We start from the raw sequence: 16,384 nt of genomic DNA, 5'->3' as shown, positions 1-16,384 counted from the left end.
ATCGTGAGCGAGGATGAGAAGCCCTCGGCGCACGCGAGCCGTAACGCGCCGACGTGCCGGCCTCAGGTCACTTTGGTCCCGTCCCAGCGGACCGTGAATTGGAGCGGCCCGAAGCACTGGGACGCAGCCCGGCTGCCCTGCCGGTACTGCGGTACCAGCACGAACCTGCGCGACATGCAACGGCGCCCCTCGTGCAAGGTCTGCCACGAGGAACACCAGCCTGCGTAAGACGACCGCGCCCGGTCGGGGGACGTGAGCGGAATCCGAACCGCCCCCTACCCGGACGGGGCAGGGGGCGGCACTCAGGTCAGACGCGGCGGCGATTCCACCAGTCCAGGAACACCGCGGCAACGACCGCAGCGAGGACCGGTGAGACCAGGGTGACGACCAGCGTTGCCCGCTCGGTCGGGGCCCAGACGATCGTCGCGACCAGGCCGAGCGCCACGACGGAACCGATGATGCCCAGGGCCAGAGTGCGCCGGTTCAGACCGGCGGCATACTGGTAGAGGGCGAGAAGCTGCTTCACGTGCGGTATCTCCTCCACGCTTGCCGACCATCTCGGACTCTGACCTCACGGGAATGGTCGGCTTTGCGTTGTGCGAGCTGCCTTTACCGAGGCGGGTTTGCCTCGGATGGCAATAGCTTGCACAGGAAGAACCCCGAGCCCTAATAGGGCATTTGGGGCATTTAAGATATAGCACTGAAGTGTACGTGTACGGGAACTACACTGCGGCCGCAGTGTAGTTCCCGTACACGTACACTTCAATACTAAAACCCGCGAAACCGGGGGCGTTGTGACCAAGGTCACGTCACATTTTGACGGACAGTCACGTTCACCCCTGAACCGTCACCAAGCGTTCCGATTAACCGAGTTGGCGCCGCCCACGACCGAACCCGCCCGGCATCCGGCCGCCGCCGCTATCGTCCCGCCCATGGCCCCCGTAACGACGGCCGACCTCGCCGACGGCAAGCAGGCCGCGCACGACACCCTCATCGGCTTCCTCACCACCCAGACCAAGGAAGCCGAGCTCCTCCCCCACTGCATGATCAGCATCGCCCCACCATCTCGTTCGAGGGCTTCTCCGAGTCCGACGTCTTCCAGCAGGCAGCCGACTGGACCAGGAAGTACATCGACTCCGGCGACAACGCCATCGTGACCACCCACTTCCAGGCCTGGACGGACCGGTCCGTGGCCGAGCCCAGGTACGAACTCGTCCTGGTCCTCCTCGCGATGCAGCCCCGCCCAAACCGGCCACCCGCAGCCCTCGCCCGCACTCCGGTCGGGGGCTGCGACGTATGTACCGGCCCCCTCGAATCCGGGCAGCACCAACGTCTGCGAGATCTCCCATTCGACTTCGACAGGAGCCGAGGGCTCGGCAGACTCGGGTGGGACCCTCAGAAACAGCCTCAGCGAGCCCCCGGCCACAGGGAGAACCCGCACCGTGCCCAAGTTCAGGATCGGCCCCCGCACCTGGCCCACCAAGGGTGCAGCAGGCAACGCGATACGCACCATCAAGGACGCCTACAACGTCGGCGACACGGTCGACAAGCCCGAGGACCACGCGCTGCTTTGCGACCTGATTGAGCTCCACCCGGACGCCCCAGAGAAAATCGGGTGCGGCATCGACTCGTTCGTCATCGACCAGCCCATGCGCGGCCGCCACTCGGGATTCAAGATCGTCCGCACGGACGGTACCGAAATCGACTTCTCATACCTGTCCTGCCTGTCCCCACCGAACCGCCGGTCGCAGGTCCTCGCCGCGATGCGTGGAGAGACCGCCGGCACCACCACCGCCTACTTCGCCATGCGCGCCGCTACCAACACCCTTACCTCCGACCAGTCCGGCACGCCCCTCGACGCCCACGACCCTCACGTCAGCCACTACCAGGGCCCGCCGTTCGTTGACATCGCCACCCAATTCGCCGCTACGGCCGGCGGCTGGGACCAGATCGAGCTGAACTCCGCCACAGCGGCCGGGTATGCGAAGTTCAAGGACCGGGCTTTGGCCCAGCAGTGGGTGGAGCACCACAAGGCGAACGCGGTGCTGGGGCTGCTGACCGCGCAGGAGAACCTGCGCCGTCCGCACTGAACCAGCGCGACTGGCCACGATCCCTACTCGGTTCGGGTGGGGGGTGACCTGTTTCCGCCCCACCTGTCAGCGCCTGGTGTCACAGTGGGCGCAGCACAACCGCACCCTTCCCGAGGAGACCGTTCGTGGCCCAACGCGAGAACCCCCGCCCCTCCCTGGTGTCCTCATGCCTGGACCTCCTCGAAAGTCTGACCCTGGCCAGCGACAGGCTCTCGAAAATGCTGCGTGGGGCGGCCAAGGCCGGGCGGGACACCCAAGCGGCCCACACGAGCCTGCGTGACGTCAGCGTGCGGGTCAAGGAGCTGTGGAGCTCCATTCTCGCCCTCTTCAGCAACAATGGCGGGACCGCCCAACCCTGCTGAGGCAAGAGCCACCGCGCAGGCGCTGCGCAGCAGACCGAAGCCCCCGACCGCAGCATGGTCGGGGGCTTCGCACTGTGCGGTGGCCGTGCCGGGACGGCTACTCGCCCGCTGTGTCCCCCTCGCTGTCACCCCCGGGCCGTGGGAACTTATCATCCCACTTCCGGTTCGCCGCCAACAGGGCCGCTGTTGCCACCGTCGAAGGCACCGCCGCGTCCTCCAGCAGCCCTGACGCCGTCTCGCTCGACACGACCACCGTCATCAGCGCCCCAAAAACGGTAAGCAGGACGAACGCCTGGAACAGGCGTCGCCGCATCTCCCACGACAAGCCCACACCCTCGGCGTTGACGAACGCCAGCACCTCTTCCCCGATCTCCCCCAAACCAGCATCCGGCTCATCGGGCAGTAGCGCCTCCAGGTCCGGGGTGTTCCGGGCGATCTCGTCGAACCGGACCAGGATCGTAAACAGATTCCGGCGCGATCCGGTGCTGAGCATGTCAGCAATGTGCGCGGACCAGTCGGGGCCCACCGGTGGTATCGCGTCATGAAGCAGCCCGCTGATTTGTTCGCGGAGAGGCGCCATCGCATCACGGAACAGGCCCTCGATTTGCTCGTTCAGGCGGTCGCTGGCCGGTGCGAACATGCGCTTGTGGACGATCGCGTAATTCCCCAGGGGTAAGTTCACGTAATTCCCCAGGTTCCTCTGCCTGAGAGCGCGGCCGGTCCGCGGAAGTGGCCGGTTACTCTCATCTCGTTCCAAGGCCATGACCTGAGATGATCTCCGCTGAAGGGGAGGTGCAGTAATGGAGATGCCACCGACGCACCTGGCTGTCGAACAGGACCGGCTGGAGGAACTGCGCGACCTCTTGGCGGCAGGAGCTGACATCCACGAGGAGTACAACGGATTCACCCTCCTGCACCGGGCCGTCGACGGAGAGATCGACGGACACGTCCAGACCGGGGAGCCCCTCCACGTGGATGCCACGTGCTTCCTGCTGTCCCAAGGTGCAGATCCCACACGTCGTTCACATGGTGGGACCGGAGTGTCAGCCCATCACCTGGCCTTCGTCAACAGGCACTGGCTTGCTGACGCTCTCTTCAAAGCCTGGCTCACCCGTGGGGACACCAAGATCAGTCTTTGAAGACGGTCTCTGGTTGCTTAAGGCTTGGCGGTGGGGTTCTTCGGCCGCTTGTTGGGGCGGTAGCTGGGGCCGTTCATGATGACCTGGTGGCTGGTGTTGATCAGCCGGTCCAGCAGCGACTCGGCGACGACGGGGTTGGGGAAGAACGGATACCAATCGCTGGGCGCCCGGTTGCTGGTGATGATCAGGGACCGGCCCTGCCGTTCGCTGACCTGCTCGTAGAGGTCGTCAGCCTGGGCCGCGCTGAGCTGACGCATGGCGAAGTCGTCAAGGATGAGCACGTCGGGCCGTACCATTTCGCGGATCCGCTTGTCCCAGGTGCGGTCCGCGTGGCCGCCGGCGAGGTCCGCGAGGATCCGGCTGGTCTTGGCGAAGCGGACGTGGGCGCCCTGGCGGACGGCGAGGTGGCCGAGGGCCTGAGCGACGTGTGTTTTTCCGACCCGACCGGCCCGAAGAGGATGACCGACTCCCCGGAGTGGAGCCAGCGCAGGGCTCCGAGATCTCGGATCTGGGCAGCGGGGACCTTCGAGGAGGCGGTGAAGTCGAACTCCTCTAGAGTGACCTGCTGCTCGAACTTCGCCCGTGCCAGGCGCCGTTGGAAGGCGACGGTCTCGCGGCGGGTGATCTCGTCCTGGCAGAGGACCTGCAGAAAGTCCAGGTGCCCGAGTTCGCCGCCGTGGGCCTGGGCCAGGCGGGCATCGAGGGTTTCCAGCATTCCCGAGAGTCGCAGGGACTTCAGCGACTCGCGCAGGGCGGTGTCCATCACGCTCATCAGATGCTTTCCTCAGCTTCGCCGTGGACCTGGTCATCGTGAATCTCATCCGCCGTCTCGAACGGGGCAACGGAGGCGAACAGCCGCTGGGGCCCGTGGAGAAAGGCCGCGGCACTCGCATCCCCGCTCGATTCGGGCTCCGGATCGGTCTCGGTGCCGGCGATCAGGATGCCCTTGATGGTGCGGTAGGACGGATCACCGACCGCGATCGCCCTCGCGCAGGCGGCCTCCAGTCGGGTCTCGCCGTACTTCCTCCTCAGCCCGACGATCCCCTGGGCGGCGCGGAGCCGGTAGAGCGCGTTGACCTCCAGCAGCTGGTCGACCACGGTCCGGCAGGCGTCCCCGACCTCGGATGCCTGCGTGCGGCACCAGATCGGCGTGCGCATCTGGAAGGCGATCTTCTCCGGCGGGTAGTCGTTCCTGTCGGTGCGTTTGCCCTGGGCAAGGGATGTCGACCACGACGAACGTTCTCCTCGCCATCCGGGCTGCCCATCGGGCATCCGAACCACAGGCCCAGGGCCGACCATGCGCCTTCGCGATGGCCAGGTCCCTCGATCCCGAACTCCGTCGTACCCCTGGGGAATTAGGAGAATTCGGGATGGGGAATTACGTGATGCTCAAACCACCCGTCGTGGGGAAAAACGTGAACGCTCACAAGACACGAACACCACGCAAGGAAACTGACGAAACCACCCTGCCCGCGCGCCGGACTCGCTCTGAGACGATCAGAAAGACTCGGTGTGCGGGCTTGGCTGGCGTGCCCAAAACGCGTGCTGATCTTGTACCTGACGTTCTGTGGGAGCGGGTGGCCCCGCTGCTGCTCGCCCGGTACCGAAGGAGGGTCCGGAGAAAAGCGCCCGAAGTGAATACGGGGTCGACGCGAACGCCCTCCCGGCACGTTAGGTGCTGGCCCTGGTGGCGTGAAGTCGGCTGTCGGACGTCGCTGGACACCTGGTGTGATGGGCGAGACCCGCGGTGATCTCGACTGGAGGATTTATATGGGTATCAGGCAGACCGGTGCCGGGGCGGCAGGCTTCAGCGCGAACTGGGAGTTCACGAAGTCGGACAAGCTGATCGCGCAACAGGTGCTGGACTTCCTCGCCGACAAGCGGGTCCTGACCGTCGGCCGGGGACGCAGCTTGAGTGAAGGACAGTACTGCCTGGACTCGACCAACGAATGCCGCCGAAGCCTGTCCGCCTACCTGGAGCAGATCCAAAAGCCCGGCGGAGACCTACGCGAGTGGCTCCGCCTGATCCGCGCCAGTTTCGTTGACTTCATCGAGGCCAGCGGGCCCGAAGGGCGCGCCTTCCGGCCCGCCGAGAACGAGGCGCCCAACGACGATGCGTTCAACGCCGCCCTGCTCCGCCTGCGTGACGAGGTCCGAGAGATCACGGATGCCGTCGCGGCCAAGTTCAAGCTGAAGGCGCTCAACCTTCCCCCGGCAACCTGCACCTCGGCGAGTAGCGAAGGGCCCCCCATCATGGGGTCGGCAGCACTCCGCACGCTTCGGGCGGCGCCGCCGAGGGGTCCGATACGACGCCCGGCTGGCGACGAGCTCAGGCCGGTGTCTTCGTGGACGGCAACTGCGAGCGGCAGGAGGCGCACAGCGGGTTGGCGCCCGCCCCGTACCGGTGGGTGGGCTGCTGGCATCGGGCGCAGGGCCCGGTCTGGGTACTCACGCCGCCGAGGCCACGCGGCCACGCCGAACGGGTGAGCGAGCCGACGGGGCGGCGCTCGGGCGGCCCGGTGGCGTTCCTCGTGCGGCTACTCGGTGCCGTCAGCCTGTGGCCCTGCCCCCGGGCATGAAGGGGAGCTGCTTCTCGCCCGTCAAACGGCTGATTCGCTGTCGGATGGCCGCGAGCATCTCGGGGGGAAGCGAAGGGTAGTCGTAGCGGTCGTATCGCAGTTGGAGCGTGGCGCTGCGGTCCGGAGCCTGGAGCAGAACCAAGCCGAGCTGTTTACCTGGCCGCAGATCGCGGTGGCCTCGCAGGGTCAGAGGGAGGCCGTGCTCGGCGTCGGTGAGCGCCTCTACCAGTTCTGCCCGGCGCAGGCCGGTGTCGGGGAAGTGGTCCAGCTCCAGGATCCACCACTCCCCCAGCCGCGACTCGTGGCCGGCAACGAGTTGCGGGGCGGCGACGGTGTGCAGCAGGCCGAGGCGGCGCAGCAGGCAGCTGGGGAGCCAGGCTGCCTTGCGCCAGGTTTCGTCGAAGACAATGGGCTGACGCTCGTCGGCCCATCGCTTCTCGTAGTCGTTCCAGGCGTTCTCCCGGGTTCGCCAGCATGCCTCGGCGCCGTTGCGCTCAAGCTGGTCGGCGAACGCTGCTTCGGCTTTCGCGAAGGCCCGGCGCGATGGTCCGGAGAGCTTCAGGCGCACGGTGTCTCCCAGGCGCTGCAGTTCGATGCCGTTCTCTGTGCGCGCGACGATCCGGACGCCGTGAAGACCGTAGATCTGGTCGTCTCCGAAGTTCATGGGCGCGCGGACGGGGAGGAGGGCGGCGAGGATGCGGTCCAGGCTCGCCGAGCTCTCCAGATGCAGTCGGATACCGGTCGTGGTCGGCTGGACGTACTGGATGCCGAAGGGGTACTCGAAGAAGTCCCGCATGCCGCTGAGCACCCAGTAGAAGATTTCCGACTCGAAGAGCATCTGCGCGCGCTCCGGTGTCGGGATGAGGGGTGCGCCTGGGGGCAGGGCCGCGACGACGTCGCTGGCGAGTTGGCAGGGAGCGCCGGTGTATCGGGAGTAGGTACGGGCGTGCTTGGTGGGCTTCGACATCGACATGGCCGCAGGGCACCTTTCACTCGGTTCCGTCGGCCCGCGGAACGTGAGGGAACAGGTACTGCGTGCACATGAAGGTCGGTGGGATGGATGTCGGTCAAAGCCGTGCTTTTTCGCCTCCGCCTTGAACCGTGGGGCCGAGTTCGCGTGAGGAGCAGCAGACCGGTGCCGCGCGACGGACCTTATCGGACGGTGCCGATGAACAAGGTCTCCATGCGATGTAGTTCATTCTTGCGAGTGACCCCGTGCGATGCCGACGAGCCCGTTGCTGTCAGAGGGGAAGGGCCTCGTTAACCATCGTCGTCAGGTCTGACGGGAGATCAGGTGAGTCCCGCCAGTTCTGGGCGATCAGCAGGAGTGCGACCCAGGCCTCGCGCGCCTCGGAGCTCGGCTGCCCGGAGAAGACCGCGTCCAGCACCCGCCTGGCGAGTCCGTCGACCACCTCATACAAGGCGTTCGAAACCCTGCTCACGTCATCCATAGGCGAGCCCGCAGCATGAGATGGTGCACCGTTGAGCCGGATGGTGACTGAGACAGCCGAGTACGACTTTCCATGGAGGAAGTCACGAAGGCTGCCAACTTGATAACGAGACGGCAGAAGCGGCTGATCAGGACTCTGAGACACGCTGCCACCCTATTGTGCAGCGGGACCGAAGCTAGCGTCCCTCTCACCCGGCGCCTTATGGCCGCCCTGGAGGCCGAGGACGCCTCCCTGCGAGTCGAGATCCGGCCTGAGCCAGCCGCTCCCGACGAGAGCTGACACAAGCCCCCGACTCCAGGAGTTCCTGGGTATGGTGCGCCCTGGGGCCGGGTTCCTGAATTCGATCGCCCTACAGCGCAGTGGCGGTTACCGTCCAGCCATGGACGATTCGCTCTCGTTCAAGAGCTTCCTCGTGGGGGCGCGGACGGCCGCCCAGAAGGCCATGGACGACCATGGACGTGGCGAGTACGACGAGTTCGCCCTCCATGGCGGGGTCGCCTTCGAGCGGCTCGCCAAGGCGGTCCTGGTCTCGAAGAACCCCGCCTACCTGGCGGAAGTGCGCAACGGCAACTCCGAAATGCTGCTGTACCTCTGCGGGGATCTGAAGGAGAAGCCGAAGAACGGCGTCCGCACGGTGGGCGCCATGGAGGCCATCGGACGGCTTCGAAGCATGGGCGTACTGGCGAAGGACGAGCAACTCGACACTTTGATCGCACTCCGCAACGGCACGGCCCACACCACCGTCGGCGACGAGGCGAAGACCCTGTTGCCCGCGCTCGCGGCGAACGTCGAAGCACTGATGAGCCATCTCCACCAGCCACCAAGTGCAATCTGGGGCCGCTGGACGAGTGCCATCGGCGCGGCCGTCAACAAGCAGCGCAACGAGATTCAGCGGGACGTAGACGTCCGGATCAAGCAGGCCAGGCACCTCTTCGAGGATCGGTTCAAGGGGCTGCCCAACGTCGCCAAGGAGCAGGTCCTCAAGGTCCGCCCCTCCGACGTTGGGTTCTCCCCTTCAGTCACTCTCCGCGACCGACGCCGAAGAGCAGCTTCAGGCCGTGTTCGTCGCATCAACCTGCCCAGCGTGTGGAGGGCAGGCTCGGCTGCGGCTGGAGCCTGTCCACGCCTCTCCCACGGGAGTCGGTCTGACCCCCGATTGGCTCGGGTGCCCCCTGTGCAACCTGAAGCTCAACAGTCCGGAAGAGATCGCCGCTTCGGGCGCCGACGTAGAGAAGGCCCCGCGCGTGCGGGGATGGTCCCCCGGGGTCGTTCAGCGCGTTCGGGGCGGCTGTCTGCTCCCCGCGCGTGCGGGGATGGTCTCTCCCCGAACCGGAGGGTGGGCACGTGACGTTTTGCTCCCCGCGCCGCGGGGATGCACCCGGGTCACCAAGTAGTACGAGGCCTGCACCACGCGCCCGCGAGGAGGTCCCGCGAAGGGGAACGTCACGGACGCCGTGCACCGCGGCGGGCAGGGCTCGAAACTCCCGGGGCTCCGGCTACTCGATGAGTTCGCGGAGCAGGCTGCAGAATTACGGGCGGTGTGATCCATGGTGCATGGCAGCACCCCGGGCCTTGGCCCTTAACGTGGAAGAGATGGCTGATGAGCGACTTCACCGACGTCATATTGCTGTTCAGCTACCTGGAAGACTCGTTGCTTCAGCACATCATCAGCCTTGATCCCCTTGACGTCGGCCTGCACCCCGGCGGCTTCAAGCGGGTCAGCGGGGACCAGCAGCTCGGGCACTGGGGAGGCACCCCCCGGGGCGCAGAATGCCATGTTCTCGCCGGCACGTTCAATCACCTCAACACGGGAAGGCTCCGCAGCACGCTCCAGGCATTGCCCTGGAAGTGTCCCCACTCGGTCCAACTGCTGCTGCACAACGAGAACGATGCCGTCTTCGGAATGTGGATGCTCCTCGACGGGCGCTGGCTCGAAGTGCCCATGCCGCGAACGGCCCGCCGGTCCGCAGACGGCCACCTCCAGCGAACTGACTGCCCCGACGACGAGTACCAGTAGCCGTGAGGGGGCAGCCGCATAGCTTTCCAACAGCCCCAGGAGCGTCATGCCCCGCGGGCCACGCACCCCGGCCCAGTACTGGGACACCTACAAGCCGTACCGGGGAGAAGGTGAGCAGCCCGTCCCGGTGGCCGACCGGTTCGAGTGGACCCAGTATCCCGGCCATGGGCCCGGGGTCGAGGTGCTGGGGCAACCGTGCCGGGCCCTGGACCTCGGGCCGGCGGAGGGCAAGGAAGCAGTGTTCCTGGCCCGGCAGGGTGTTGAGACGACCGGCGTGGACTTTTCCGCTGCCCAGGTCGAACGTGCCCGCAGATGGTGGAAGGACGTACCGGGCCTGTCGTTCCTCCACGCGGACGTGTGCGACTACCTCGCCTCCAGCACGGCACCCTACGACGCGATCTACTCCGTATGGGGTGCGGCGTGGTTCACCGACCCGGAGATCCTCTTCCCTCTCCTCGCCGAGAGCCTCACACCCGGCGGAGTCTTCGCTTTCAGCCAGGCCGAGCCCTCCCCCGGTGCGTACGGCCCGCAGCCGATGCGCGGCAAATGGCTCGAAGGACGGGAACGCGAACTAACGGTGCTGCGCTGGCAGTACCCGCCCGAAGCATGGGCAGACCTCCTGAAGCGCCACGGCTTCACCGGCATCGAACAACCGCCGCCGCGCCCCGAAAGCTCCTCTCCTCCTGGCCCTGCTTGAGCATCCCGGCCGCCGGGTCGACGGCGAACACGGTGTTGACCGTGTCGGCCAGTTCCAGGGCTACGCTGCCGGGGCCGCAGCCCAGGTCGAGGGCGTGCTGGGTGCTGTCCAGGCGGAACCGGTCGGCGAGCAGTGCGAACAGGTCGTCGGGGTATCGGGGGCGGAAGCGGGCGTAGTGGTCTTCGGCGGAGACGAAGGCGTGCGGATCAACGGTCATCGCGGACCTCCACAAGGGGGATGAGAGCCCGGGGCGGTGCAGGGCGCGCACCGGGCAGGGTCAGCGGGCGAGGTTGGCGAGGTAGCTCTCGGTGGCGCTCCAGGGTGTGAGTTCGATGCCGAATCCGCCGGTGCCGGGGCCCTGGATGTGGACGAGGCGTCCGGACAGGTGGACGGTGTCGCCCTGGCGGAATGCGCCGGTGTAGGCGCCGAGGTAGCTGCGCAGGTGTGTGATGCGGCGGGCGAAGACTTCGGCTTCGTCGATCGTGGAGGCGATGACGGTTTCGACGTCGATGCCGTAGAGCGCGGGTGTCGCCAGGCCTTCGTGGTGGTCGCTGATCCGGGCAAGGACGCTGATCTGCCCGACCTCCTGTGCGATCACGTCGTGGAAGGTCCGGTCGCCGTCGGCGCGCAGCGGTTCGCAGTTGATGTGGGCGCCGGCCCCGGTGGTCAGCCCTTGCAGTTTCCGGGCTTCCTGGCGCAGCAGCATGTCGAAGGACGATCCGGCCATGTACTTGGCGCGGCGCAGGTACAGGCGGGTCAGGGTCTCGCCTTCGTAGGGGCGGATCAGGGACCGTTCGGTGAAGAGGTTCTGGGCTGTTTCGTAGCCGCGAGGTCCGTAGCAGACCAGGTCGATGTCGGAGCGGGCGCCGGCGACGCCGACGAGGAAGGAGCCGGTGACGCCGATGACGTCGTCGGCCTTCTGGTCCACGATCCAGTCGATGATGGCGAGGAGGTCCTTGCTGACCGCGGAGCCGCCCAGCAGGCCTGGTGTTTCATGCAGGGCGGCCAGGGCCTGGCGGCACGAGTAGTGCAGCACGACGTCCTCGCGGGGTACGCCAGTGATCACGCATCCGATCGCGGGAGAGTAGACGTAGCACTCGGGGCGGTCGGCCAGGATCCCGAATGCCTTGGAGACGACGGTGTTCTGGCGGTAGGTCTTTCCGAACAGGGTCCGGTCGCCGCGCTCGTTGGGGTAGTACTTCACGTACCCCAGCCAGTGCGAGCCCGGGTGGACGTCGCCGATCACCTTGAAGATGACGCCGGAGCGGTCCAGCAGGTAGTCCCGGTCACGGACGGACGGCAGGGTCCTGCCCAGTGGCGAAGTTGTCGAGGGTCGGGAAGAGGGCGGTGTCGATGTTCCCGGTGCGCTCATACTGCTCGATTCCCTTCAGGAAGAGGTGGCGCCGGTACTGCCACTTCTGGTGCTTGTCGACCCGGGCCGGGTCGGTCGGGCGCATCAACGCCAGGAAGAACAGGCTTTTGACCAGGAGAAACGACCCCGTATGTGGGCTGAGGGGCGGGCGGCCGGCGGCCCGGGCCGCCGTGTCGAGGGCGGTCAGGTACCGCCCTCGCTGCTGCGGGGTGGCGGTGTAGCCCTTGGCGCCGCCTTTGAAGGGGATGACTTCCAGGGCCAGGGCGACGTCGTATCCCAGCGGTGTCACGCCGTGGTGTTGCCAGTCGATGACACCTGCGGGCAGGACGTTCGGCAGGCCGTAGTCGAGGTGGCCCCACGCCAGCGGCATGTCGGCGAGCTCGTCCACGGCGCGGGAGAGCGCGGCGCGGGTACGTGGGGTGTCGAGGTCGGGGTTCTCGGCGAAGACGTTGTGCGTCCAGCCCGCCTGCTCCACCCACTGCCGCAGTGCCTCGGGCCCTCCGTCGGCCGGGTGAGCGGCCTGGGCGGCCAGCAGCCGGGCGGAGACCTCGGCGAGTTGATCGACCACCTGGTCGGACAACTCCCGCCCGCCGTCCAGGGAGGCCAACGCCTTCTCGTGCAGCGACTGCCCGCCCAGGGACTCCTCGTCGACGAAGAATGTGCCGTCGCCCAGCTCCCCGCGGTCCAGGACGCCCGGCACCGGGTAGCCCAGCCCGGTGGCCATCTGCTGGAACGCCGCTTCGCTCCGCAGCGCCGCCCCGCCGGTGCGCCGGTATCGGGTGCCGTCGGCGGAGACGTAGACCGCCCCGTCGGCATCGGCTGTGCGCTTCTTGACGAGCCGCCACTCAGTGGTTCCCATCAGGGTGCTCCTCTCTTCGGGCCCGCGGGCCCGGTGGTGGTCTCGCGGTGGGACAGGGCGCAGGCCAGCGCCCGGGTGTCCGTCACCCAGCGCATATCACCTGCTGCGGCGCGGTGCCGCAGGTCGGCGAGGAGATCACCCGGGGGTGTGGGCCGGGCGAGGTAGGCGCGGCGCAGGAACTTCAGCAGGGCCGGGATCCGTGCGGCGTTCATGCCGGCCCGCTCCCGGGCGGCGCACAGCGGCAGGTACCAGTCGGTGAACAGATCCCGCACCGCCTGGGCGCGATGTACTTCGTAGAGGTGGCCGCTCGCAGCGGTCTCGTAGGGGATTTTTCCGTGCAGCGCGTAGCGCAGCCGCACTGCACCGTGCTGGCGGAACGGGATGCCGTAGGCGGCCACGTGGGCGGCGGCGTTGTCGGTCACCGTCATCACCGGCCGCACGGCGCCCTGTTCGCCGGCGGCGGCCAGCACCGCGATGTGCAGCCCGGCCCGCGGGTCCAGCACCATGCCCTCCAGCCCGAGCGGTGCCAGATCCACCCCGTGATCGCGGGTACGGGAGAGCACGAGCAGCTGAGGGGCGTGGTGGGCGATGCTGAACAGGTGCGACGGGGTCCGGGCGCCGGCGGCGTGGATGTCGTCCCGTTCGAGGACCGGGCCGTGCGCGGTGCGGTCGAAGACGAGCAGCGGCCGACGTGCCACGCGGGCGCCGTCGTGGCCGCAGGATCGGCAGTCGCCTGCCGTGCACGTGCCGGCCATGTGCCCGCAGCGGGCGCACAGCCGGACCGGCAGGTCCCGCACGGTCAGCATCCCGTCGGCGAGCAGGGCCCGGATCATGGTCAGGGCCAGGGAGTTCACCTGCGGGTCGGCGTCGGTGAGCAGGCCGCCCGCCGGAGCCGGCCCGGGTGCGTACTTCGCCGCGATGGCCTGTTCCTCGCGCTGCAGCCTGCTGATCGTGTTCCGGTCTGCTGCCCGGCGGTGGCGCACGTCGCCAGCGAGGGTGACGGTGTTCCACAGGTGCGGCACCGGCGCCACGCCCAGCAGCGTGTTCAGCGCCTCGGCGAGCCGTATCCCTGCGGCCTTGCCCGGACGCTCGGCGAAAGTGAAATCGCCGTTCTGGACCGGGCCATTGAAGTAGACGACGTCGTTCATCACGGCGCTCCCGTCTCAGCAGTCCGGCTCGGTGGAACCGGCCTGGTGGAAGCGCCCGCCGCGCCGCTCGTAGACCAGGACTCCCGCGTTCGGCGTCTTGCGAACCCGGGCCTCGTCCACCAGCTCGGTCAACGGTCTGCGCTCCAGCACGCTGCGCAGCGCGAGGATCGCCGTGTGATGCGTCATGGCCACCACCGTCGGCGCGCGCTCGTCGAGGCCCTCGACGAAGGCCGTCGCCCGGCGCAGTACGCCGACCGCCAGGGACTCGCCGCCCTCGCCCGGGGGCGTCCACAGGTGCTTGCGGGTCTGCCGGTCCACCTCGCACTCGGGCCAGGTCGCGAACAGCTCACGCTTGGTCATGTACGTGGCGTCTCCGTAGTGCTGCTCGTTCAGCAGGGCGGTGACGTCGGCGGCCTGCCCGGGCAGCGCCAGTTCCGCGGTGTCCAGGGCCCGCCGGTAGGGCGAGGAGTACACGTACGGGTCGCGGCCCACGAGATCATCGAGCGCGGTACGCAGCCACTGGCACTGGCGGTAGCCGCGCGGCGTCAGCCCGACGAGGTCGCGGGACAGGGCGTGTGCGGCCGGGCTGGTCCACGGCCGCGGGTCCTGGTAGAAGCTGGTGTGCTTGGTCGCGTTCTCGATCGACTCGGCGTGGCGTACGACGGTGAGGAGCATGCGTCACCCCCAGGTGAGCCCGGTATGGGTCAGGAAGGATCCGTAGCGGGGCCGTTAACGGCCGCTTCGGTTCGGTGTGCTGGTCGCATCGGATGCCCGGTGGCCCTGTGGGCGGCCGCGACAGGATGGACCACATCACTAACGATGCGTTAGAACTAGGACTATCTTCGGCGGCGCCCGACAGACCGTCAATAAGGCTAGGACTATTCGGCTAGGTTGTCCGAATCCGCATGAAACAGGAGGTACGGATGAGCAGCCCCGCCTACCGGCAGATGGCCGCTGAACTGCGCGCCGCCATCGAGGACGGGACCTATCCCGCGGGCGGCACCCTGCCGAAAATCGTCGACCTCGCCCAGCAGTACGGAGTCGCCAAGCAGACTGCCCGCGAAGCCGTCTCCCAGCTCGAAGCCGAGGGGCTGGTCGACGTCACCCGCCGCCGCGGAACCGTCGTCCGTACCAGGCCCGTCCGCCGGCGGCTCACCCGCGGCCGCCAGGTCCTCCGCGACGGACGCGGCTACTACTTCGACGCCTCCGCCCAGCCCTGGACCGCGCTGGAGCCGCCCGCCATCACCTGGGCGCCCGCTCCCCGCGACATCGCCGCACTCCTCGGACTTCCCGAAGGCGATGAGCAGCAGCACGTACTGGTGCGCGACCGCGTCATGGGCGACCCCACCACCAGGACACCGCTCCAGCTGGCCACCAGCTACCTGCCCGCCTCCATCGCCCGCGGCACCCGGCTCGCCCAGAAGGACACCGGCCCCGGAGGCATCTACGACCTCCTCGAACAGATGGGTCACGCCCCTCTGTCCTGGGAAGAAGCCGTCAGCGCCCGCATGCCCACCCCCGCCGAAAGCGACCGCCTCCACCTCCCCAAAGGCGTCCCGCTCCTGCGCATCACCCGCACCACCACCGGCCCCGACGGCACCGTCGTCGAGATCAACGACACCCGCATGTCAGCCGACACTTTCGACATCGGCTACCCCCTCACCCGGCACCCCAGCGCCCAACGCCCATGACAGCACCGGCCCTCAACGGGCCGACGCCGCGGTCAGCCAGCGCGTCTGCTCGGCATGGAGCATCAACAGGTTGGCGGCGAACTTGAGCGCCCGCACCGCGACGGCGGGCTCAGCGGCTCACGTCCCGGTACGAGCCCGGGGTGCGGTCGAAGGCGTGGCTGAAGATCAAGGTTCACCATCTCGCCGACGTCGTGATCGGTGGATGGGTCCCCGGGCGCGGCCGGCTGAATGGACTGCCCGGCGCGGTTCTGGTCGGGGAGCGGCGCGAGGGACTGCTGCACTACGCGGGCAGCGTCGGCACCGGGTGGAGCGAGGCCGAACGTATCCGCCTTGCCGAGCTCCTGCGGAGCGCAGCCGCCGACCGCTGCCCCTTCGCCGTGGTCCCGCCGGTGGCCGGGGCCCGGTGGGTACTCCCCCGGCTCGTCGGCGAAGTCCGCTACTCGACCCGCACCCGGACCGGACGCCTGCGCCACCCCTCCTGGCACCGGCTGCGCCCCGACCTCACCCCCGACGACCTCGCCTGACAGCGCGCGTACGAGGGACGGGCGAGTGCCCGCCCTGCGCCCGCCTCGCCCACGGGCGGCTCGTCGTCCACGTGCTTCAACTGGATGCGGGCGGCGACGACGCGGCCCGCATCGAGGGTCTTCCAGAACGGGTGGGTGGCCACTTGGACGCCGAGCTCCACCAGCCGCTCACGGTAGGCCGCGACCTGCCGATGCTGGTCCTCCGTGTAGCCCGGGCTCTCCGGCCTGGAGGGCCGGTAGCTGGAATGGAGCTGCTTGTCCGCCTCCCGCGCCGGCATCGGTTCAGCCGACCAGGGCAGAGTCCGGGCGTACCGCTCGAACTCGGAGTTGGTGCGGTGCAAAGCACTCTGAGCTGCGCGCAAGTCCTCGGGGAAGTCAAACGTGGTCACCCCATGAATGAGCTTCTTCGATGTGGCCACCGATCGGGTGACGGTCCGTGAAGCGCAACGAGCGAG

At 68.0% G+C, this 16,384-nt stretch carries 18 protein-coding genes and 3 pseudogenes; 9 read left to right on the top strand and 12 right to left on the bottom strand.

All coding sequences use genetic code 11. The features are described 5' to 3' along the window. Positions 1-307 precede the first annotated feature (307 nt). Entirely contained in the window at positions 308-526 is a 219-nt protein-coding gene (locus IE272_RS38240) for a hypothetical protein (protein ID WP_190010207.1), read from the bottom strand. 916 nt (positions 527-1,442) lie between these two features. Here IE272_RS38240 and IE272_RS38235 point away from each other — a divergent pair. Together IE272_RS38235 and IE272_RS38230 are read left to right on the top strand one after the other, a co-directional pair. Continuing rightward, the gene (locus IE272_RS38235; protein WP_190010353.1) at positions 1,443-2,090 is read left to right on the top strand and encodes a DCL family protein; all 648 of its coding nucleotides are present in this window, start codon (positions 1,443-1,445) and stop codon (positions 2,088-2,090) included. A 125-nt stretch (positions 2,091-2,215) separates the two neighbouring features. Next, positions 2,216-2,452: a hypothetical protein gene (locus IE272_RS38230; RefSeq protein ID WP_190010351.1), complete on the top strand. Its 237-nt coding sequence runs from the start codon at positions 2,216-2,218 to the stop codon at positions 2,450-2,452. Between the two features lie 97 nt (positions 2,453-2,549). On the opposite strand, the gene IE272_RS38225 is transcribed toward IE272_RS38230, so the two are convergent. Beyond that, on the bottom strand, positions 2,550-3,134 hold the full coding sequence (locus IE272_RS38225) for a hypothetical protein (protein ID WP_190010349.1): 585 nt from the start codon (positions 3,132-3,134) through the stop codon (positions 2,550-2,552). A gap of 118 nt (positions 3,135-3,252) precedes the next feature. Between IE272_RS38225 and IE272_RS38220 the strand changes: the two genes are divergently transcribed. After that, the gene (locus IE272_RS38220) at positions 3,253-3,591 is read left to right on the top strand and encodes an ankyrin repeat domain-containing protein (RefSeq protein ID WP_190010347.1); all 339 of its coding nucleotides are present in this window, start codon (positions 3,253-3,255) and stop codon (positions 3,589-3,591) included. A 17-nt stretch (positions 3,592-3,608) separates the two neighbouring features. Here IE272_RS38220 and istB read toward each other — a convergent pair. Next, a pseudogene (gene istB / locus IE272_RS38215) lies at positions 3,609-4,363 on the bottom strand (IS21-like element helper ATPase IstB). Continuing rightward, a pseudogene (locus tag IE272_RS38210) lies at positions 4,363-4,800 on the bottom strand (IS21 family transposase); the annotation flags it as partial. The pseudogenes istB and IE272_RS38210, both read right to left, overlap by 1 nt. Positions 4,801-5,322: 522 nt before the next feature. On the opposite strand from IE272_RS38210, the gene IE272_RS38205 reads away from it, so the two are divergent. After that, complete coding sequence (locus tag IE272_RS38205; RefSeq protein WP_190010345.1) at positions 5,323-6,078, top strand: DUF6650 family protein; 756 nt, start codon at positions 5,323-5,325, stop codon at positions 6,076-6,078. A gap of 63 nt (positions 6,079-6,141) precedes the next feature. Here IE272_RS38205 and IE272_RS38200 read toward each other — a convergent pair whose 3' ends face one another. Then, entirely contained in the window at positions 6,142-7,143 is a 1,002-nt protein-coding gene (locus IE272_RS38200) for a hypothetical protein (RefSeq protein WP_190010343.1), read from the bottom strand. 268 nt (positions 7,144-7,411) lie between these two features. Beyond that, on the bottom strand, positions 7,412-7,591 hold the full coding sequence (locus tag IE272_RS38195; RefSeq protein ID WP_190010341.1) for a hypothetical protein: 180 nt from the start codon (positions 7,589-7,591) through the stop codon (positions 7,412-7,414). 409 nt (positions 7,592-8,000) lie between these two features. On the opposite strand from IE272_RS38195, the gene IE272_RS38190 reads away from it, so the two are divergent. The 3 genes from IE272_RS38190 to IE272_RS38180 all read left to right on the top strand — a co-directional run bounded on the left by IE272_RS38190 (position 8,001) and on the right by IE272_RS38180 (position 10,335). Then, on the top strand, positions 8,001-8,969 hold the full coding sequence (locus IE272_RS38190) for a hypothetical protein (RefSeq protein ID WP_190010339.1): 969 nt from the start codon (positions 8,001-8,003) through the stop codon (positions 8,967-8,969). Positions 8,970-9,221: 252 nt separating this feature from the next. Further along, the gene (locus tag IE272_RS38185) at positions 9,222-9,638 is read left to right on the top strand and encodes a hypothetical protein (protein WP_190010337.1); all 417 of its coding nucleotides are present in this window, start codon (positions 9,222-9,224) and stop codon (positions 9,636-9,638) included. 46 nt (positions 9,639-9,684) lie between these two features. Next, complete coding sequence (locus IE272_RS38180) at positions 9,685-10,335, top strand: class I SAM-dependent methyltransferase (RefSeq protein WP_190010335.1); 651 nt, start codon at positions 9,685-9,687, stop codon at positions 10,333-10,335. On the opposite strand, the gene IE272_RS38175 is transcribed toward IE272_RS38180, so the two are convergent. From IE272_RS38175 to IE272_RS38155, 5 genes are read right to left on the bottom strand one after another with little or no spacing between them, the layout of a single operon-like run. Then, positions 10,274-10,552: a class I SAM-dependent methyltransferase gene (locus IE272_RS38175; RefSeq protein WP_190010333.1), complete on the bottom strand. Its 279-nt coding sequence runs from the start codon at positions 10,550-10,552 to the stop codon at positions 10,274-10,276. The genes IE272_RS38180 and IE272_RS38175 overlap by 62 nt on opposite strands. 60 nt (positions 10,553-10,612) lie before the next feature. Beyond that, complete coding sequence (locus tag IE272_RS38170; RefSeq protein ID WP_229898122.1) at positions 10,613-11,707, bottom strand: nucleotidyltransferase domain-containing protein; 1,095 nt, start codon at positions 11,705-11,707, stop codon at positions 10,613-10,615. Further along, complete coding sequence (locus IE272_RS38165; RefSeq protein ID WP_190010331.1) at positions 11,622-12,566, bottom strand: aminoglycoside phosphotransferase family protein; 945 nt, start codon at positions 12,564-12,566, stop codon at positions 11,622-11,624. The genes IE272_RS38170 and IE272_RS38165 overlap by 86 nt, the downstream gene beginning before the upstream one ends. Beyond that, positions 12,566-13,714 (bottom strand): hypothetical protein, encoded by a 1,149-nt coding sequence (locus IE272_RS38160; RefSeq protein ID WP_229898120.1) that lies wholly within the window; start codon positions 13,712-13,714, stop codon positions 12,566-12,568. The genes IE272_RS38165 and IE272_RS38160 overlap by 1 nt, the downstream gene beginning before the upstream one ends. A gap of 15 nt (positions 13,715-13,729) precedes the next feature. Further along, entirely contained in the window at positions 13,730-14,389 is a 660-nt protein-coding gene (locus tag IE272_RS38155) for a histidine phosphatase family protein (RefSeq protein ID WP_190010327.1), read from the bottom strand. A 248-nt stretch (positions 14,390-14,637) separates the two neighbouring features. On the opposite strand from IE272_RS38155, the gene IE272_RS38150 reads away from it, so the two are divergent. Both IE272_RS38150 and IE272_RS38145 read left to right on the top strand, forming a co-directional pair. Next, positions 14,638-15,405, top strand: coding sequence for a GntR family transcriptional regulator (locus tag IE272_RS38150; protein WP_190010325.1), 768 nt, complete (start codon positions 14,638-14,640; stop codon positions 15,403-15,405). Between the two features lie 107 nt (positions 15,406-15,512). Further along, positions 15,513-15,929, top strand: a pseudogene (locus IE272_RS38145) (ATP dependent DNA ligase); the annotation flags it as partial. Here the strand turns inward: IE272_RS38145 and IE272_RS39485 are convergent. Continuing rightward, positions 15,842-16,318 (bottom strand): DUF8825 domain-containing protein, encoded by a 477-nt coding sequence (locus tag IE272_RS39485; protein ID WP_506555328.1) that lies wholly within the window; start codon positions 16,316-16,318, stop codon positions 15,842-15,844. The pseudogene IE272_RS38145 and the gene IE272_RS39485 sit on opposite strands and share 88 nt — an antisense overlap. Between the last annotated feature and the right edge of the window lie 66 nt (positions 16,319-16,384).

Source organism: Streptomyces anulatus, assembly GCF_014650675.1.
GTDB lineage: Bacteria > Actinomycetota > Actinomycetes > Streptomycetales > Streptomycetaceae > Streptomyces > Streptomyces anulatus.
Note: the sequence above shows the minus strand (reverse complement) of the source record. Positions and strands in the feature narration are given on the sequence as shown.